This window comes from Actinoplanes sp. M2I2 (assembly GCF_023544445.1).
Classification (GTDB): Bacteria; Actinomycetota; Actinomycetes; order Mycobacteriales; family Micromonosporaceae; genus Actinoplanes.
The window spans coordinates 1-19,360 of sequence record NZ_JALPVJ010000049.1 but is presented as its reverse complement, the minus strand read 5'-3'; the positions used below and the strand labels follow the sequence as shown (position 1 = coordinate 19,360).

Here is a 19,360-nt window from a genome sequence, read left to right as displayed (position 1 = left end):
CAGAAGACCCGCGTCCGCGGGCAGGTGGCCGTGAAGCGTGAACCCGGCACCGCATCAGCGGGTCAGACCGGGACCGTCCCACCGCAAGGCAGGACTATCGATCATGTGCTTGCTAAAGCGCACTGAAAGATAACGGTGAGCGCTCTGAGCCCCGCGCGGTCGCTTGAGCAGCTCGTTCGACTGGTGCGGGAGCTGCTGAGACTGCCTGCCGAGACTGAATGGCTTGAAGACAAAGTAAGCAATGGCGATGCTGCTGAGATCGGAAGCTACATCTCGACGCTCGCCAACGGCGCAGCCTTGGCTGGCCGTCACCGCGGGTATCTCCTGTGGGGAGTCGAGGACGGTACCCGCGTTCCGGTCGGCACAGAGTTCGATCCGCTCCGACAGAAGGTCGGCAACGAAAACCTTGAGAATTGGCTGCTGCGACACCTCAAGCCGCAGATCCACTTCACCTTTCACCGCGTCAGTGTCAGTGAGAAGCCTTTGGTCGTCCTGGAGATCGATCGAGCCTTGCAGCAGCCTGTGACGTTCAAGGGTGAGGCTTTCATCCGGGTCGGCTCCTACAAGAAGAAGCTCGGGGCACATCCCGATGTGGAGCGGCGGCTCTGGAAATCGTTCGTGCTGGGCGCGTTCGAGGACGGGATCGCGGCGGACCTCTTGAGCCCGTCCGACGTCTTGCAACTGCTCGACTACCCGTCCTACTTCCGGGTCATGAAGGCGCCATTACCGGAAAGTCGATCCGGCATCTTGGACGCGCTCAACCGAGAAGGCATGGCAAGACTGGACGACTCCGACACCTGGGCGGTGACCAATTTGGGAGCCATCCTGTTCGCGCACGACCTTGACGAGTTCTCGGCACTGCGCCGCAAATCTGTGCGGGTCATCCAGTACCGCGGGAGTAGTCGCGTCGAGACGGTCAAGGAGCAAGAAGGTGTGCATGGCTACGCCGGAGGCTTCGCCGGCCTGGTCGGGTACATCAACGAGCTGATTCCTTCGAGCGAAGTGATCGGCCAGGCTTTGCGGCGGACTGCCGGGCTCTACCCGGAACTCGCTGTTCGCGAGCTCGTGGCGAACGCCCTGCTCCATCAGGACTTCCTCGTCGCCGGTAGCGGGCCGACCGTGGAGGTTTTCGACGACCGGATGGAGATCACGAATCCAGGACGTCCCCTGGTGGATCCGCTGCGCTTCATCGACAGTCCTCCTATGAGCCGCAATGAGCGGATGGGGAGGATCATGCGGCGCGGGCCCTGTATCTGCACGCCTGCTTGCGCTACGTCAGTGCCCAGAAGGTTACGAACACCTCCGTACGTGACCGATTCGGTATCGAGACGCGAAACAGTGCCAAAGCATCGCGGCTGATCAAGGAGGCGCTCGAGGAGCGTTTGATCGGCTTGCGCGATCCGCAGGCCCCGATCAAGCTTCGTGAGTACGTGCCGTGGTGGGCCGCGCCCGACGGTAGCCCTTCCCCATGAGCCGGATCGCCCTTCTGCGGGTTGCCGTCCTCCACCGGCCCCGCGGGTGCTGTCCACACCGCACCGAAAGGGTTACGCAATGTGATCGCGTATCCTTGATGCGGGATGCTCCAGGTGCCTCCATATCTCAACTGCAGCGCTGTGAGCTGCAGGAATGCGATCAGATTTCCTTGACGGGTCATTGATGGCGTCACGGTAATGTGACTTTGGGTGGCATCTCGGTGGAATAGTCTCGTCGGTCTCTTGGGCGAACGGGCGAGGGTATGGCACGAAGTAGCCGGAGGTCCGTTCACCCGTCGCCGACCTTGCCGCGTGCACCGTCAGGGGATGGCATCGAGCACTGTCGTCCCGAGTTGCCGCCCGCAGGCATGGATGGTGGTGAGCGTGGGCATCACCCTCTTCGGTGATCAATTGGATTGGGGCGGTCCGGTCGCTATCATCAGCGGACGCCGCACTCGGAAGCACTCCAATGCGGGAGTGCTCGAAACCGGAGGCGTTGGATGGCGAATCAGCGCTTCGCGGTGATGGTGGGCGTCAACGATGCCGGGCCACGCCGGCGTTCGCCGCGTCTGCGGTTCGCGGAGCGTGACGCCGAGGCGGTCCGTGACCAGTTGGCGCTCGAGGGCTTCGAGACCTGCCTGTTCACCGGCGCGGAGGCCACCGCCGGCGAGATCAAGGCGACGCTGCGCCAGGCTGTCATGCGGTCCGACCCGTCGGATGTCCTGGTTGTCTATTTCGCCGGGCATACGGTCACTCCGGAGTGGAGTCGCGGCGCCGATACGTATCTCGTCACCCCGGATCTTGACGAATCGGTCCTTTCCGAAAATCCGGATGCGGGGCTTCGGATGGCTTTCCTCGAACGGGACGTGCTCGAGTTCTTCGCCGGGCCGGCCGTCCTCATCGTCGACGCGGTGGGTGACGCCCACCTGACTCCGCGTACGACCTACAGCGCCCTCACGTCGTATGTGGCCGATGCGCCGAGCCGCGAGGACCCGGTCATCCAGCACGGGGTCCTGACCGCCCATGTGCTCGCGACCCTGAGCCGGCGGCAGCGCCTGACCTTCGGCTCGCTCGCCGACGCCGTACGGGAACAGGGGTTGACGCCTCAGGTCGTGAGCCCGCCCGGGGGAGCCGAGATCGTGCTGGCCGGGCCGGCCGAGCAGCCCGCCGTGCCCGCGTCGCGGCCGCTGGCCAACCCGATGGACGCGACCGCCGGCGAGATCCTGCGGCTGATCAGCCGGCTCACCCACCACGCCCGGATGCCCCGGCACGCCGCGCCGCGCTCGTCCGGCAGCCGGGCCGAGGCGGGCGTCGCCGCGCCGTCCCGCGTCGAATACCTGCGAGCCGCCACCGACGCCCACTCGACGGCGCTGCTCGAGTACACCCCGAACGGCTTCCAGACGATCGACTCGTCCAAGCGCTTCGACCTCGACGGGATCCGCCCGCTGCTGCGCTTCCCGGCCGGCGCCGACTGGTTCGGGCACACCGTGCGCGACGCCCACCGCACGGTGCTGTGCGTGCCGCTGCGGCACGCCGAGGGCCGGTCGCTGCTGCTCGCCCTGGTCGACCCGGCCGGCGACCTGCTGGGGCTCGGCCAGCCGCTGGCCAAGATCCTCGAGACCATCTGGCGTACGGACTTCGCGGCGTCCCCGGACGAGGCCGAGATCGAGGTGCTGACCGCGCTGCGGGACGCCTTCGGCCGGCTGCCCGTCCCGCTGTACGAGCACTGCTTCGAGCTCTACCGGCGGGTGATGGAGTCGTACTGTGTCGTCTTCCAGCCGGTCGTGACGCTCGGCAAGACGGCCCGGCGGGTCGGCGTGCACAGCTACGAGGCTCTGGCCCGGCGTTCGCCGAGCGACCAGCGCGCCCCGGTCGCCATGCTCCGGCTGGCCGAGGTGTGGGGTGACCGGTTCGTCGTCGAGCGTGACAAGGTCATCCTCCGGATGGCGCTGCGCGCGTACGCCCAGGCCCACGCCGAGGGCCCCTGGGCCCAGCCCAAACCGGTCTCGATCAACGTCGCCGTACGGTCGTTGCTGAGCGACGCGTACGTCGAGGTCCTCCGCACGATGATCGCCGAGCTGGCCATCGCCCCCGAGACCGTGACGCTGGAGATCTCGGAGCAGGACCCGATCGAGCCGCGCCGGGGCGAGCAGTGGGCCGAGGCGCCGCACGCGTACTTCCACAACCGGCTGGCCGCGATCGCCCGCGACGTCGGGGTGGCGTTCGCCGTGGACGACTTCGGCGAGGGGTACGCGTCGTTGTCGCGCATGGCCGAGCTGCCGCTCACCCAGATCAAGGTCGACCGCGCGATCCTGCACCACCCGCTGGCCGCCAAGGAGCTGTCGCTGGTGATGGACACCGCCCGCTACGCCGGCCACGCCCCGCGCGTGGTCATCGTCGAGGGTGTCGACGACGCGTCCCCGCTGACCCTGCGCGAGATCTACGAGCAGCGCATCCGGCACGTGCAGGGCTACATCACCCGCCAGCCCGCCGCCCCGACGTTGAGCACGCTGTCCGAGGAGACCAGCGAGTACATCGCGGCCCTGGTCCGGGGCGACGACGAACACCGCGGCACCCTGATCACCCGGGCCGACGACCTCCCTCTGCAGCGCGGCGCCTGATTTCGGTTGACGGCCGTGTGACGATCGCCCTGATGTCAAAATCTGTGCGCTTCGTGCCCCTGCCGCCCGCCGTCCTCTCCGCCCTGCTCGCCGGTGACCTTGCCTCGGCCCGCACCGCGACCGGTGTGCCGTTGTCCGACTGGTTCCTCAGCGACGAGATCACCTGGCTGTGGCGGATGCGTCTCGACCAGATCACCGCGGATCCCGGCGCCGCCGACTGGGTCGCCCGCGCTGCGGTCTCCGTCCCCGACGGGGTGGTGGTCGGGGCGGCCGGGTTCCACGGACCGCCGGACGCCGACGGCATGGTCGAGATGGGTTACAGCACCGACCCGGCGTACCGCAGGCAGGGTTATGCCCGCGCCATGGTGACCGAGCTGGTGCGCTGGGCGGCCGCCGCGCCCGGCGTGAAGACCCTGCGGGCCAGCATCCGGCCGGACAACACGGCCTCGCTCGCCACGATCGCCGGCTTCGGGCTGACCCACGTGGGGGAGCAGTGGGACGAGGAGGACGGGACGGAATTCCTCTACGAGGTCGCGGTCTGACCGTCACGGAGTGACCGCAATAGCGGGCAGGGTGGGGTCATGACTTCCCCGATCGACCGTGCCGGCTCCCGCATCGACCACCTGAACATCGCCGTGCCCGACCTGGCCGCCGCGGTCGCCTTCTACGAGCCGGTGCTGGCGGCCATCGGCATCACCAAGATGCTCGAGATCCCGCCGGACGCGACCCCGAACCAGCCGACCGCGATGACCGGCTTCGGGCTGGCCGCCGTCAAGCCGTACTTCTGGCTCATCGACGGCGGCACCGTGGGCTCGAACATGCATGTGGCCTTCACCGTCGACAGCCGCGACGACGTGGCCACCTTCTACCAGGCGGCGCTGGCGGCCGGCGCCACGTCACTGCTGGCGCCGGCTGTCCATCCCGAATATCACACCGACTACTACGGGGCGTTCGTGCTCGACCCGCACGGCATCAACCTGGAGGCGGTCTGTCACCGCCCCGCGTGAACGCTGCCCTCATCGGACGCGGTGCGGCAGCTTCCAGTCCGGGCGGGGGAAGTGGCAGGTGTAGCCGTCCGGGATCCGCAGCAGGTAGTCCTGGTGCTCGGGCTCGGCCTCCCAGAACGGCCCGGCCGCGGTCACCTCGGTGACGACCTTGCCCGGCCACAGCCCCGACGCCTCGACGTCGGCGATCGTGTCCTCGGCGACCCGCTTCTGCTCGTCGGTCTCGTAGAAGATGGCCGAGCGGTAGCTGGTGCCGACGTCGTTGCCCTGCCGGTTGAGCGTCGTCGGGTCGTGGATCTGGAAGAAGAACTCCAACAGGTCCCGGTACGACGTCACGGCCGGATCGAACGTGATCTCGATGGCTTCCGCGTGCCCGTCGTGGTTGTAGTACGTCGCGTTGGCCACCCGGCCGCCGGTGTAACCGACCCGCGTCGCCACCACGCCCGGCCGCCGCCGGATCAGGTCCTGCATACCCCAGAAACAGCCCCCGGCCAGAATCGCCTTTTCCGTAGCCATACCGCTCACCTCGTCCGTCGCTGAGTTACCCGCTCCAGCCTGACCTGCCGGCCCCTCCACGGCCACTACTGTCACCGGCATCACCGCACTCAGGCGATGGCCGCGATGTCCCCGTCCTCGAAGTAGATGGCCTGGTGAAGCCGTCCACCCAGGGCTTCGGCGTATCGGGCGATGACGTCCTGACCGGAGACCTTTCCCTGCTCGATCTGGGACACCCGGCCCTTGGTGACCTGCATACGGTCGGCGACCTGCTGCTGGGTGAATCCGCGGGCACGCCGGACCTCGGCGAGCCGCTGTCCGATCACCGCCGCCAGCAGCTCCCGTTTTCCTTCGCCGACGGCCTCCTCGCCGCCGGCCCGGTCGACATACTCGGCCCGAATGTCCTGCCAGCGCGAGTAGCCGTTCATGCCTCACCCTCCTGCTCGCCCCGTTCTTTCAGGTACATCTCGTATCGTCGCTCGGCCAGCGGTATCGCGGTTTCATACCACTTGTTCCACTCGCCAGTCTTGTCACCCGCAACGAGGAGGATCGTCGAACGCCATGGGTCGAACGCGAAGAGGATCCGCACTGTCCCGGGGCGCAACTCTTTCAAGTTGGCTAGCACCGACTCCCGAATGGTGTCGACCAGGGGGCGGCCAAGCCCGGGTCCTCCCTCAGCCAGCACGTCGATCGCCTGGACCACGCGCTGGAAGGAAGCCGGATCGAGCGTCCCGATCCATTCACGCACCTCGTCAACGATGTATGTGTCCCAGTCGGAACTAGTCACGGCGCTAGTGTAGCGATACCTATACCGCAAGGTTAGCCGGTGGGATTGGTCCTGTCAGGTGTGCGCGACGCCGGCTGACTTCCGCGGCTCAAGTGACCAGGCCGTTGCGGTAGGCGTAGACGACTGCCTGGACGCGGTCGCGCAGGTTGAGCTTGCTGAGGATGCGGGAGACGTACGTCTTGACGGTCTCGTGGCTGATCACCAGCGTGGCGGCGATCTCGCTGTTGGAGAGGCCGTTGGCGATCAGGCGCAGCACCTCCAGTTCGCGCGCGGTCAGGGCGCTGTCGGGCGGCGTGCCGCCGGCCGGGCGGATCCGGGCCGCGTACCGGCCGACGAGCCGGCGGGTCACCTCGGGCGCCAGCAACGCGGCCCCGGACGCCACAGTGCGGATGCCGTGCAGCAGTTGCGCCGGTGGGGCGTCCTTGAGCAGGAAACCGCTGGCGCCGGCGCGGAGGGCCTCGTACACGTACTCGTCGAGGTTGAACGTGGTGACCACGAGGACCTTGACCGGGTGGGCGACCCCGGCCCCGGCGAGCAGGCGGGTCGCCTCGATGCCGTCGAGCACCGGCATCCGGACGTCCATCACCACCACGTCCGGGTGCAGGCGGGCGGCCAGGTCCACCGCGCTGCGGCCGTCCCCGCACTCGGCCACCACCTCGAGGTCCGGCTGGGCGTCGATGATCGTGGCGAAGCCGGTGCGGATCAGCGCCTGGTCGTCACAGACCAGCACGCGTACGGGTGTGGTCATGAAGGGGTCCCGGTGGGGATGCGCGCCTGGACGACGAAGTGGCCGCCTGTCTGCCGGCCCGCGGTGAACTCGCCTCCGACCCGTTCGCGCAGACCGGCCAGGCCGCGCCCGCTCCCACCGGGAGACGCGGCGTCCGACCCCGATCCGTCGCTGCTGACCTGCACGCTGATCTCCCTCGGGCCGTACCGGACGTGGACCACGGTCGGGGCGCCGTGGTCGTGTTTCAGGGCGTTGGTCAAGGCTTCCCGTACGACCCGGTGGGCCGCCGCCTCGGCCCGGCCGGCCGCCTCCCGAGGCTCGCCGTCCTCGGTCAGCTCCACCGGTTGCCCGGCCTGCCGGGTCCGGCCGACCAGCGTACGGATCCCGTCGGCCGGCGGCTCGGCGCCGTGCTCGGGGTCGAGCAGGTCGAGCATCTGGCGCAGGTCCGAGATGGCCCGCCGGCCGGTGTCGCCGACCGCCGCCAGGGTGCCGTCCAGCCGGTCGGGCGCCGCGGTCAGGTAGCGCGCCGCTTCGGCCTGCACCACCATCGCCGTCACGTGGTGGGTGACCACGTCGTGGAGCTCCCGGGCGATCCGGGTCCGTTCCGCGGTACGGGTGTCCTCCGCGAGCCGCGCCCGGCGTTCCTCCTCGGTCCGCCGGGTCTGGCGCAGCCACGCCCCGAAACCCCAGGCCAGCACCATGGCCAGGAAGAAGGTTGTGAACCCGGTGACGCCCTCGCCCGACCCGCGCCGGTCCAGCACGGCCACGAACAGCAGATAGGCCCCGCCGATCAGCAGCAGGACCGTCCGCCGGTGCCGTTCCAGGTGGGCGCCCGCGCTCATCAACGCGATGGGCAACGCGGAGCCGGCGACGGTGTGGTAGACGCGAAGCTGGTCGATCACGAAGCCCGCCGACACCAGGGCGAGGCAGAGGGCGGGCCACCGGCGGCGTCCGGCGATCGGAAGGCACTCGAGGGCGATGACCAGGGCGGTGAGCGCGTCGAAGGGCCGGCGCGGCAGGTCACCCAGCTGGGTCCCGTACTTCTGCAGCGCCGGGATGACGGACATGACGGCCAGCAGCACCGCCAGGGGAAGATCCCGGACCGTGACGTCCCACCGCTGCCACAGGTTCGGGATCCGCCGGAGTTCGATCACCGGGAAACCGTAGCGACCGGTGGCACGCCGATCGCCCGGCGGCGGGGGACGATCGTGCCGCGACGGTGTGCCAGCCAGAGGAACACCACGGTGAGAGCCAGGCCGGCGCCCACGGCGAAGAGGCTGCCCTCCGGCCCGAAGTCGCCGCCGGTGATCGGCGACGGGCCCGACAGGGTGGCGTCGAGCAGGCCCTTCGACTCGCCGGTGCCGGAGACCGGCGCGCTGAAGATGCCGCCCAGCGCGAAGTTCCAGCCGAAGTGCAGGCCGATCGGCACCCAGAGGGTGCGGGTGGCGGCGTAACAGGCGGCGAGCAGGAACCCGGCCTCGATCGCGATGGCGGTCGCCCCCCACAGGGTCGCGTCCGGGTTGGCCAGGTGCATCCCGCCGAAGAGCAGCCCGGTCAGCAACAGCGAGATCCACGTGCCCAGGCGCTCCTCGAGGATGCGGAACAGGATGCCGCGGAACAGCAGCTCCTCCGTCGTGGCGGCGGCGGCCGCGAAGCCGAGCAGTCCGACCGCGCCCGGCACCGAGCCCAGGCCGTCGACGTCGTAGTACCCCAGCAGCCCGATGGCGACGATGACCACGGCGAACATGCCCACGCCGAGGAGCACCCCCCGCAGGAGCCGGCCGGCCGCCCCGGTCCGGGCCACCTCGGCCGGCGCCCGCTTCTCGGTACGCCGCACCACCCACGCGTAGACGACGACCGCGAGCACGGCGGTGAGCAGACCGAAAAGCAGGGTGAGCCAGTTGTTGCCGTCGACGGCGGCGACGGCCTGACCGCCGACGACCGCGACCGCCCCCACGGCGAGCAACTGCTTGACGAATCGCATGGTGACTCCCTCGGTACGACGGGGCCGAAGTGCCGCGCCGTACCGAGAAAACTAGGGATTCGGCGGCCCCATGTAGTCACCGCGCGGTGGACACTTGCGGGTAGCTCGCACGGGGGACAGTCACCGACCTTTGTAGACGGATCTTGGACACAACGCATTGATTGATGAATAGACATGTTTCGCTCCGTGGGGTCATTCCACGGGGGAGGTAATCCACATGTCGTTCGCGCGTCCTGTCGCGCGGGTCCGCCGGCTGGCGGGCTTCAGCGCCCTACTACTCATCGCCACTCTGGCGCCACCGGCCGCGGTGCCGGCCCGGGCCGATCCGGGCGAGGTTCCGACCGTCACGGCGGGTCAGGCGCCGCAGCAGCGCGGCGTTCCGGCCGGAGCCGCCGGCAACGAGCCCGTCGCCGAGAACGCGCGCCCGCCGGTCGTACCGCCTCTGGTCCCGGCGGGCGGCCGGGCCGAGACGGTGGGCAAGGCCGCGGTGGCACGGGCGGCCGCGGCGGCGCCGAGCGAAACGTTCGTCGATGTGGTCCTGCGGCCCGGGTTCGTGGTCGGCGACACCTCGCTCGTCGCGTACTTCAACGTGAAGGACGACGCCTTCGAGTCGTGGCGCGTCGACCTCTACGACACCGGGTCGCCGACCAAGCAGGAATCGGTCGTGCTGGGCCGCGACAAGCTCGGCAACGACGGCTGTGGCGACCTGCGCCGCTACTGCAAATCGCTCGGCGCGGCCGAGGGCTGGCAGCTCGACGCGGCGCGGAGCTACTTCGTCACGATCACCGCGATCTACCCGGACGGCGAGGTGCCGTCGGCCAACTCGGAGAACGCGCAGCCGCGGACGACGATCGACCCGCCGGCGATCCCGGACCGGCAGGCGGCCGGCTGCGGCTGTTCGGCCGCGCTGGGCATGACCTCGGCCGGCCAGGCCGTACGGGCGACCGGGGTCAACACCGGCACCGGGGCTTTCACGCTGAGCGAGGGCGACCTGTCGATGGCCTCGTTCGGCGTGCCGTTCGAGTCGGGCCGGGCCTATTCGTCGCTCAACACCGGCGCCTCGGCGCTCGGGCCGGGCTGGGCGTGGGGCCTCGACCTGAAGGTCACCGCCACCGCCGGCGGCGTCCTGGTGCGGGCCGAGGACGGCTCGGACACGGTGTTCCGGGCCGACGGCGACGGCTACGCGCGCCCGCCGGGCGTACGGTCGACGCTGACCAGGGCCGGCGCCGGCTGGGCACTGACGACCCGCAACAACATCGTGTTCACCTTCGACGCGCAGGGCCGGCTGGTGTCGGTCCTCAACCCGCGTCAGGCCGGCCTGCGGCTCGCGCACACCGACACCGGCATCACGGTGACCGACGCGTCGGGGCGCAAGGCTACGGTGAAGCTGGTCGCCGGGCTGATCGAGTCGATCACGCTGCCGGACGGCCGTAGGACGCAGTACTCCTACACCAACGGCCTGCTGACCAAGGTTCGCGACGCGGCCGGGCAGGATTGGCAGTACCGGTACAGCGCGGCCCGCCTGCTCACTCAGGTGATCGACCCGCGCAAGGTCGTCACGGTCACCAACGAGTACGGCGAGACCGGCCGCGTCACCCGTCAGCTCGACGCTCTGGGCGCGCCCACGAAGTTCGAGTGGAACCCCACCAAGCAGGAGGCCAAGACCACCGACGCCGACAACGTGGTGGTCTGGGACGGCTACAAGGGCAACGTGCTGCTCTATTCGCAGCGCGGCAACGGCGACACCAACAACCACCGGTACGACGGCACGCTCAACCGCAACCTGGTGGTCAACGGCAACCAGAACCAGCACGAGTCGCAGTACGACGCGGCGGGCAACCTGATCGAGCAGTTCGCGCCCGGCCGCCGGTTCAGCGAGAAGACACAGTACGACGCGCGCAACAACCCGACCACCCACGTCGACGCCGACGGGCAGACGTGGAAGGACGACTACAACGCGTTCGACGAGCTGGTCCGGACCACCGATCCCGAGGGTCGCGCGATCACCTACACGTACGACGACCGGGGCCGCCCGCTGACCGTCACCAACCAGCGCGGCAAGGTCGCCCGCTACGAGAACATCCCGGACGGGGAGCTCAACGCCGGCCTGACCAAGGCGTCCGTCTCGCCGGAGGGCCGCCGGGTCGAGTTCGGCTACGACAAGGCCGGCCGCCAGATCGCCGTCACCGACCCGCGGGGCACCGTGGCCGGGGCCAAGCGGGAGAACTACACCACTCGCACGGTCTACGACGACCTCGACCGGCCGGTCGCCGTGCACGCGCCGGGCAAGCGGAACCCGGCGAGCACCGAGTACGACGTGGCCGGACGGCTGAAGAAGACCACGACTCCCGGCGGGGTGTCCGTCTCGTACGCGTACTTCGACAACGGCCTGCCCCGGGCCACCTACGAGGCGCGCCGGACTCTGCTCTACACCTACACGCCGGCCGGACGCCGGGCCACGTCCGCGGTCGACATGAAGCACGAGGCCGACCTGGTCACGAGCTGGGCCTACAACGCGAAGGGCCTGGTCGAGTCGGTCACCTCGCCGCGCGGCAACGTGCCCGGGGCCGACAAGGCGGACTTCACCACCACCTACCGCTACGACCACAACGACAACCTGATCCAGATGCGCCGGCCCTACCCCAACGGCCAGGTCGTCGTGAAGGACTACAAGGTCGACGACCTGGACCGCAGCGTCGAGACCGTGGACGAGCTGGGCAAGTCCTCCACGTCCACGCGGGCCAACAGCGGCCTGGTCACCGGCGTCCGGGACAGCCTGGGCCGTACCTCGTCGATGTCCTACGACAAGGCGGGAAGGCAGACCGGCATCACCGACTCGGGCGGGGCGCAGACGAAGACCGAGTACGACGAGGCCGGCAACAAGATCAAGCAGACCTCGGCCACCGGCGGCATCACGACGTACGCGTACACGGACGACGGTCTGATGGCCTCGGTCACCGAGCCGCGCGGCAACGTCGAGGGTGCCGACAAGGAACGGTTCACCACCCACTACGAGTACGACCGGGCCGGCAACGCGACCAGGGCCGTCGACGCGCTCGACAACGTCACCACGACGACGTTCGACGCGCTGAACCGGCCGGTGTCCAGCCGGGACGCCAACGGTCACACCACGCGCTACACCTACAACGACGACGACCAGCCGCGGACCGTCACCGCGCCGAACGCCGAGTACGACGCCGACGACCCCGAGGAGGAATCGACCTTCTACTCGTACGGGGAGGACGGCTCGCTCTCGTCGGTCACCGACCCCCGGGGCAATCGCACGAGCGTCTACTACGACGACGCCGGACGCGTGCTGCGCAGCACCGACCCGATCGGGCGCAGCACGTACGCGAAGTACGACGCCGACAGCAACCGGATTCAGACGCTCACCCTCGGCGAGGACGACGAACTCGACGACCTGAGCGCCCAGGAACTGGCCAAGCGGACCGTCGTCGACGAGTACGACATCGTCAACCGCCTGGCCAAGCGTACGACGGGCGCCGGCGGCCCGGTCTACACCTGGGGCTACGACGCCAAGGACCGGACCACCTCGCACGGGGACCCGGCCGGTGTCCGCACCGTCGTCTACGACGACGAGGACCAGATCAGGTCGGTCACCCGCAAGGAGGCCGGTCGTGCCGACGAGACCTTCGGCTACGACTACGACGCCCGGGGCAACATCACCGACCGGCAATACCCGGACGGCACCACCGTGTCGTACGGCTACGACGCGGCCAGCCGGATCACGTCGCTGACCGCGCAGGGCGCCACCTGGGGCTTCGGCTACGACGCGGCCGGCCGGCGGACCAGCACCACGCTGCCCGGCGGCACCGGTCTGACCGAGAAGCGGGTCTACGACGACGCGGGCCGGCTCACCTCGATCGGCACCGAGCGCACCGGCGATCCCGTGCCGGGCGTCCAGGACCCGATCTCCAAGTACGACCTGACGCTGGACCGGGTCGGCAACCCCAAGCGCGTGGTGACCACCCGCGGCGGGGTCGCCGAGTCGGTGGCCTACAGCTTCGACGAGGCCGACCAGGTCGTCTCGGCCTGCTACGGCGTGGCGTCCTGCACCGACAAGACGGTCAAGCCGGCCGGCCGGATCGACTACCGGTACGACCTGGTCGGCAACCGCACCGAGCAGGTGCGGTCGGGCACGGCCGGCAACGACGTCACCGAGTACGAGTACGACGACGCCGACCAGCTCGTCGAGGAGGAGCTCGAGGGGCCGAACCACGAGCGCGAGACCGAGTACCGCTACGACGCCCGGGGCAACCAGGTCAAGGCCGGCGGCGACAAGTTCGAGTACAACCTCGACAACACCCTGGCCAAGGCCACCCTGGCGTCGGGGCAGTCGACGACGTTCGGCTACGACGCCACCGGGCTGCGGCTGGCCTCGACCACGGCCTTCAAACAGCAGTCCTCGACCCAGCGCTGGGCCTGGGACGTGGCCGGGACCCTGCCGCAGATCGCGATCGACACCGTCGAGCAGGGCGGCGCGGTCACCGAGAAGCGCGGCTTCGCCTACGGGCCGGACGACGAACCGCTGGCGCTGCTCGACCCGGCCGCTGGGGTGCTCTCCTACACCCACGACTGGCTCGGCGGCACGGCGAACCTGCTGTCGCCGGCCGGCGTGCCGCTGGCCGGTTACGACTACGACCCGTTCGGCAACCCGCGGGTCGGGCCGACCCTGGCCGGGCAGCAACTGCCCGAGGCGAGCGTCGAGAACCCCATGCGGTTCGCCGGCGGCTACCAGGACTCCACCTCGGGCGACGGCAACTACTACCTGCGGGCGCGCAACTACGACCCGGGTACCGGCCGGTTCGACAGCCGCGACGCGATGCCCACCGGACAGGGCGCCGTGTCGGCCTACCGGTACGCCTCGAACAATCCGGTGGCCTACACCGACCCGACCGGCATGGTGCCCGACGCCGGACCCACCACCACGTCACCGACCACGACCCCGGCGGAGACCCAGGGCCCGTCGCCGGAGGACCTCGCCAAGGCCAACCAGCTCCAGTCCAAGAGCACCCTGGATGTGATCCTGGAGGCCGGCGGCCAGATCCTGATGGAGTTCCTGGGGATCAACGACATCCTCAACTGCCTCAAGGGCGACCTGGTCGCCTGCGTCTCGATGGTCGTCGGCGCCCTGCCCTGGGGCAAGATCTTCAAGGCCAAGAAGATCGCCGAGGCCATCTTCAAGGCAGGCAAGGCCGTGATCACCTTCTTCCAGGAGCTCAAGTGGGCCCGGGCGATCATCAAGGGCGCCGAGGACGCCGCGAAGGCAGCCAAGGAAGCGGCGGCGGCCGCGGCGAAGGCCGCGGCCGAGAAGGCAGCGGCGGCCAAGGCCGCGGCGGAACGAGCAGCCAAGAAGGCTGCCGCCGAAGTCCAGGAGAAAGCCAAGGCCGCGGCGGCCAAGGCCAAGGCCAAGACCAAGAAGGACGCCGGCGACGGGGCGGCCTGCCCGGTCGCGCACAGCTTCGTCGCGGGCACCGCGGTGCTGCTGGCCGACGGCACGACCAAGCCCATCGAAGAGGTGGAGCCGGGCGACACCGTCGCGGCCGGTGACCCTACGGCCGGTCTCGACAGCACCGGCCGGCAGGTCACCCACACCATCCGCACCGACGACGACAAGCAGTTCGTCGACGTCACCGTGGCCGACGGCTCGTCGTCGACCATCACCACCACCGAGCACCACCCGTTCTGGTCGCAGACCCGCGAGAAGTGGGTCGACGCGGGCGACCTGCGCGAGGACGAACTGCTGCGCACGTCGGCGGGCACCTACGTACAGGTCTCCGCGGTCCGCTCCTACGAGAACAAGGAGGTCACGTACGACCTCACCGTCGCCGGGCTGCACTCCTACTACGTGCTCGCCGGCGCCGACGCCGTTCTCGTCCACAACTGCGACATGGACGACCACGTCCGGGCGTCCAAGAACGCCGCCTACTCCAAGGAGCCGCAGAAGGCGACCGGCGGCGTGCTGCACATCGAGGGACAGGGGTCCTTCGACCTCAATTCCTCGTCGCTGCACCCGGACGTCAAGGACGACATCCTCAAATCCGGAGTCGGCCGCATGGACAACGGCGACTTCTACGGCTCCCACGTGGAAGTGCAGGCCGCTTTCCTGCTCCAGAAATACGGCGGTGAGGGCGCGGTCGGCCGCCTGATGATCACCCACCCGGCGGGCATGTGCGGATTCTGCCGCGGCAACGTGGCCGGGCTGCTCCCGGCGGCGGCGTCGCTGACGGTCCGATTCGGGCGCAACGGCAAGTTCTACCAGGCCGGCCGGTACTTCGGCTCCTGACCGAGACCCGTCCGAGGTGACGGCGGCGGCCCTGGCGGGGCCGCCGCCGTCACCCCTTTCCCGGAAGGCGTGCATGCCATGATGGACAGATGACCGGCCCCTCCGATCCCCGCCGAATCCTGGCCGAGACCGACTGGTCGGGGCTCGAGAACAGGAACGGCCCGGCCTACCCGGAAACGCCCGATCTCCTTGCCGGCTTGGCCTCGGAGGAACAGGCGGCTTCCGAGGCCGGAATCTTCCACCTGACGTACGAACTGATCGATTATCCGAACGTCCACACCGCCGCGGTGCCGGCCGCTCACTACGTCGCCGTGCTGGTGGGCGACCCGCGAACGGGCAACCGCAGGCGAGCCGATCTGCTGACCTGGCTGGCCACTCTGGCCGGCGCGGTCAGCGACGCCCGCGAACGCGATTTCGTCGAGCTGGCCGGCTACTCACCGATGGACCATCCGACGTCAACCTTCCGAAAGGTCCGGGACATCCGCCCGCACCTGTTCGCCGGCGTCGCCGCCTGCCTCGACGACCCCGACCCCGTCGTCCGAGAAGCGGCCGTGGCCGCCGCGGTCGTCCTCGCGGAGGCCCCGGAACTGGCATCTCGTCGCGCGATGCTCAAGCCCTTGATCAAAGACGTGCTGGCCGTCAGCTCGAGCTCGGCTCACCGCCAACTGGCCACAACGGCTCTCCGATCCTGGGGCGACGCCTCCGGGCCGGCTTGAACCAGGGACCGTACTTCCGTCCGGGAGTGAGGACGCCTGGGGCCCCCGGGGTCAGGGTGGCCCGAGGAGGACTGTCTGCTCCCGGAGGATGTCGATCATGCGGTGCAGATAGCTGACGATCGCGGAGCGTTGGGCCGGGTCGTACTCGGTGATCAGCCCGCCGAGGGCCCCACCGAGGCGGGCGAAGGCCTCCGCCAGCTCCGGGTGGTCCACGTCGGCCGCCCGGATGACGGCGCGCCGCCGGTCGGCGGGGTCGGTTTCCCGTACGACGTGACCGCCGGCGGCGAGGCGGGCGACGACGCTGGTGATCCCCGCGGCGGTCAGGCCGGTGAGCCGGGCCAGCTCGCTCGCGCTGAAGGGCCCGCGCGTGGCGATCAGCTCCAGTGTCTTCAGGTCACCCGCCGACAGGCCGAGGCGTGCCGCGACGGCCTGGTGATACAGGACGACCGCGCTGCTGAGGTCACGGCCGAGATGGTGTTCGGCGGCTTCGCCGGCTGTTGACATACCTCTCACCAATACTTAGATTCAGCGTAGTAATTACTACGATGCGTCTAAGTAAATCAGGAGAAGCAGATGACCACCACCGCGCCCGCGGAAGTCCTCGACGTGCTCGCTGCCCTGGAATCGTGCTGGCGGGACGGCGACGCCGACGCCTATGCCGCCCTGCACTCGGCTGACGCGACCTACGTGGCGTTCGACGGCACAGTCATGACCGGACGCAAGCAGATCGCCGACGGGCATCGCGCCCTGTTCGCCGGGATCATGAAGGGTTCGCGGCTGGCCGTACTCGAGCGGGCCACGCACTTTCCCGCCCCCGACACGGCGATCGTCGTCCAGCGCGCCGGAATCATCATGAGGTGGCAGAACCGATCGACCCCCTCGGCGAAGCGACTCTCCACCAACACCACGATGCTGCGCCGCGACAGCTCGGCCTGGACCGTGGCTGCCTTCCAGAACACCCGATACCACCCGTGGGCGAAGACCCTCATGGGCCGTCTGATGACCCGGCCGCCCAAGTGACCTACCTGTCAGCGCACCTCACCGGCGGCCTGCGCCTGATCTCCACCTCGGCCGCCGCCTATTTCACCAGCGCAGTCCTGCTGGGCATCGCCGTCGTCCCGGCCACCCTCCGCTCGTACCAGTTGTTCACCGGCACCGGCACCGCCTGGATGGAACTGCTCGTCGAACTGCTGCGGGCCACGCTGATCATCGCCATGATCGCCATCGGCCGAGGATGGAACGCCCCGTCACTGTTCGCCGGAAACCGATGGCGCTCCGTCGGCGCCGACATCGCTCACGCCGTCCGGACCGGATGGCCGGCGATCCTCATCGAGCTGGCGGTCGTCACCCTCGTGGCCCTCGCCGTCAACGCAGTGCTGGCGACCCTCATCAACGACGGCACAGTCCGCGCCCTCCTCGACGCCGCCCACCTCCACGCCGCGCCGGCCCCGCAGACCGCAGACGCCATCACCTTCGCGATCAAGAATCTCGTCGTCATCCCGCTCTACGTGATGGCAACCCTGCACAGCATCCACGCGGTGCCCCCAACCTGAACCGGGTTCCCGAACACCCCTCACCGCGCCCGAAGCGGTGACTGCCGCCCAGGGCGCCAGACCACATTCGCCTCCATCTCCCGGCAGATCCGGATGCCACCAGCGCCGGCCGCCGCCCACGGAGCCCGGCACCCTCGTTGACCAGAAGTGGGTGGGGATCAGGCACCGAGCGTCGAGAACGCGAGACGCGGATCCACGTTCGAGTGACGCTGTGAACCGTCTCGACCGTGCGCTTCGTGGTGCAGGCAAGCCCGGCAAACGGGCGCCGTCACGGCCAAAGGGGATGTTGTCATGACCTCACACCGGATCCACCGCCTCGTCGTGGGGCTTTTTGCGGGCGTTGTCTCGACAGTCGTCGGTGCGTCGCCAGCTCAGGCAATCATCGGGGGCGAGTCGATGCTCGTTGACGGGGTGAGTCCGGAACCGGCGGTCGTTCACATCTTCAGCGACAACGGCGTGCGAGATCTATCCGGTCAGAACTGCACCGGCACTCTCATCTCGCCAACTTGGGTCGTCACTGCGGCGCACTGCATGATTGCGCTTGAGCCACGTGTCGAGCCGTACTCGCCGTCCGAGGTGAAGATCTCGTTCCGTGAGGGCCCGAGCAATCCTGCGTACAGCGTGCGGCCGCACCAGATCTTTTTGATGCCCGGCTACAGCGGCCGTTCGTCGGGCGGCGACGACGTCGCGGTGCTGCATCTGCAGGACCCCGTTGTCGATGTCACTCCGATGCCGCTGTTGTATGGACCGCTGGCCGGGAACGTCGGCGTCGTCGAGCGCTGGGGTTACGGCGCCATCGATCCGACACAGACGGAGGGGAAGGCGACCCGTCTGGTGAAACGCGCTCTTGAACAGTCGATGACGTGGGACCAGGCGGTGGCGGCCCGGGCCCCGTTGGGCGCCTTTGCTCCCGGCAACCTTCTGGCTTCTGACCCGGCCACGGGCGGCGGAGCGCTCGGCGACAGCGGCGGTCCCGTCCTGGCCCGCCTCGCCGGGGGCGGTTATGCGCTGGCCGGCGTTACCTTCGGCTCCGGCCACCGGACCGGCTCCAAGAACCCCTTCGACGAAGGATTCGTCGGCCTGGCCAACCGAACCGACACCGATAGCCCAGCGTGGAGCTTCATCAGCGCACACGTCCGGGACGTCCGCTACGCGGGCTGATCGCCGTGAAGAGCGAGACCCATCCGCGTCCTCACACACACACAGCGAGCCGCCCGGCGACCGCGCGGCAGCGGCGGTGCGGTCAGGCTTGTCGTACTTAGCTCCGCGAAGTCACGGGCTCTCGCGCGCCGAGGCGGTCGGTAACCCCCCGGTCGAGGGGGCGCCAGTGGGTTTGTCGTGGCTAACGACAAAGTCGCGTTCTCCTCGCACGCGCCAAGGCGTCCCGTGACCGCACGGCGGAGGCGATGCGGTGCGGTCGTCGTGGCCCACGCGACGAACTCAAGTCGTCTCCCGCGGCAAGACGCTTGGTGACCGCCCGGCAGGGGGGGTGCGGGTGGGTTGGCGTTGGCTCGCGCGACGAAGTCGCGGTTCTCCCGCGCGGCGAGAGGCGGTCGGTGACCGCCCGGCAGGGGGGGTGCGGGTGGGTTGGCGTTGGCTCGCGCGACGAAGTCGCGGTTCTCCCGTGCGGCGCGAGGCGGTCGGTGACCGCCCGGCAGGGGGGGGGTGCGGGTGGGTTGGCGTTGGCTCGCGCG

16 protein-coding genes are annotated in these 19,360 nt (G+C 69.3%); 9 read left to right on the top strand and 7 right to left on the bottom strand.

All coding sequences use genetic code 11. From position 1 onward, the window contains the following. Positions 1-183: 183 nt before the first annotated feature. The 4 genes from HJC40_RS44675 (at position 184) to HJC40_RS44660 (ending at position 5,100) form a co-directional block, all read left to right on the top strand. Complete coding sequence (locus HJC40_RS44675; RefSeq protein WP_250009947.1) at positions 184-1,359, top strand: RNA-binding domain-containing protein; 1,176 nt, start codon at positions 184-186, stop codon at positions 1,357-1,359. A 613-nt stretch (positions 1,360-1,972) separates the two neighbouring features. Then, entirely contained in the window at positions 1,973-4,093 is a 2,121-nt protein-coding gene (locus HJC40_RS44670) for an EAL domain-containing protein (protein ID WP_250009945.1), read from the top strand. Positions 4,094-4,125: 32 nt separating this feature from the next. Next, positions 4,126-4,635 (top strand): GNAT family N-acetyltransferase, encoded by a 510-nt coding sequence (locus tag HJC40_RS44665; RefSeq protein ID WP_250009944.1) that lies wholly within the window; start codon positions 4,126-4,128, stop codon positions 4,633-4,635. A gap of 39 nt (positions 4,636-4,674) precedes the next feature. After that, positions 4,675-5,100: a VOC family protein gene (locus HJC40_RS44660; protein WP_250009943.1), complete on the top strand. Its 426-nt coding sequence runs from the start codon at positions 4,675-4,677 to the stop codon at positions 5,098-5,100. 9 nt (positions 5,101-5,109) lie between these two features. Here HJC40_RS44660 and msrA read toward each other — a convergent pair whose 3' ends face one another. From msrA to HJC40_RS44630, 6 genes are all read right to left on the bottom strand, one after another. Next, positions 5,110-5,613, bottom strand: coding sequence for a peptide-methionine (S)-S-oxide reductase MsrA (gene msrA / locus HJC40_RS44655; RefSeq protein WP_250009942.1), 504 nt, complete (start codon positions 5,611-5,613; stop codon positions 5,110-5,112). A gap of 89 nt (positions 5,614-5,702) precedes the next feature. Further along, positions 5,703-6,020, bottom strand: coding sequence for a helix-turn-helix domain-containing protein (locus HJC40_RS44650; protein WP_250009939.1), 318 nt, complete (start codon positions 6,018-6,020; stop codon positions 5,703-5,705). Continuing rightward, on the bottom strand, positions 6,017-6,379 hold the full coding sequence (locus tag HJC40_RS44645; protein ID WP_250009938.1) for a type II toxin-antitoxin system RelE/ParE family toxin: 363 nt from the start codon (positions 6,377-6,379) through the stop codon (positions 6,017-6,019). Before HJC40_RS44645 ends, HJC40_RS44650 begins: the two co-directional genes overlap by 4 nt. Positions 6,380-6,467: 88 nt before the next feature. Beyond that, entirely contained in the window at positions 6,468-7,127 is a 660-nt protein-coding gene (locus HJC40_RS44640) for a response regulator transcription factor (RefSeq protein ID WP_250009937.1), read from the bottom strand. Then, on the bottom strand, positions 7,124-8,260 hold the full coding sequence (locus HJC40_RS44635) for a histidine kinase (protein WP_250009936.1): 1,137 nt from the start codon (positions 8,258-8,260) through the stop codon (positions 7,124-7,126). The genes HJC40_RS44640 and HJC40_RS44635 overlap by 4 nt, the downstream gene beginning before the upstream one ends. After that, the gene (locus HJC40_RS44630) at positions 8,257-9,090 is read right to left on the bottom strand and encodes a CPBP family intramembrane glutamic endopeptidase (RefSeq protein WP_250009935.1); all 834 of its coding nucleotides are present in this window, start codon (positions 9,088-9,090) and stop codon (positions 8,257-8,259) included. Before HJC40_RS44630 ends, HJC40_RS44635 begins: the two co-directional genes overlap by 4 nt. 217 nt (positions 9,091-9,307) lie before the next feature. Between HJC40_RS44630 and HJC40_RS44620 the strand changes: the two genes are divergently transcribed. Both HJC40_RS44620 and HJC40_RS44615 read left to right on the top strand, forming a co-directional pair. After that, positions 9,308-15,397 (top strand): RHS repeat-associated core domain-containing protein, encoded by a 6,090-nt coding sequence (locus HJC40_RS44620; protein ID WP_284044627.1) that lies wholly within the window; start codon positions 9,308-9,310, stop codon positions 15,395-15,397. Between the two features lie 89 nt (positions 15,398-15,486). Then, entirely contained in the window at positions 15,487-16,113 is a 627-nt protein-coding gene (locus HJC40_RS44615; RefSeq protein ID WP_250009934.1) for a hypothetical protein, read from the top strand. A 51-nt stretch (positions 16,114-16,164) separates the two neighbouring features. Here the strand turns inward: HJC40_RS44615 and HJC40_RS44610 are convergent, their stop codons facing one another. Further along, positions 16,165-16,617 carry a MarR family winged helix-turn-helix transcriptional regulator gene (locus HJC40_RS44610; RefSeq protein WP_250009932.1) on the bottom strand — a complete coding sequence of 151 codons (453 nt, stop codon included), beginning with the start codon at positions 16,615-16,617 and terminating at the stop codon, positions 16,165-16,167. Between the two features lie 69 nt (positions 16,618-16,686). Between HJC40_RS44610 and HJC40_RS44605 the strand changes: the two genes are divergently transcribed. The 3 genes from HJC40_RS44605 (at position 16,687) to HJC40_RS44595 (ending at position 18,827) form a co-directional block, all read left to right on the top strand. Continuing rightward, positions 16,687-17,133 carry an SgcJ/EcaC family oxidoreductase gene (locus HJC40_RS44605; protein ID WP_250009931.1) on the top strand — a complete coding sequence of 149 codons (447 nt, stop codon included), beginning with the start codon at positions 16,687-16,689 and terminating at the stop codon, positions 17,131-17,133. After that, positions 17,130-17,666, top strand: a complete 537-nt coding sequence (locus HJC40_RS44600) for a hypothetical protein (RefSeq protein WP_250009930.1) — start codon at positions 17,130-17,132, stop codon at positions 17,664-17,666. The genes HJC40_RS44605 and HJC40_RS44600 overlap by 4 nt, the downstream gene beginning before the upstream one ends. A gap of 291 nt (positions 17,667-17,957) precedes the next feature. After that, positions 17,958-18,827 carry a trypsin-like serine protease gene (locus HJC40_RS44595; protein ID WP_250009929.1) on the top strand — a complete coding sequence of 290 codons (870 nt, stop codon included), beginning with the start codon at positions 17,958-17,960 and terminating at the stop codon, positions 18,825-18,827. Positions 18,828-19,360 lie beyond the last annotated feature (533 nt).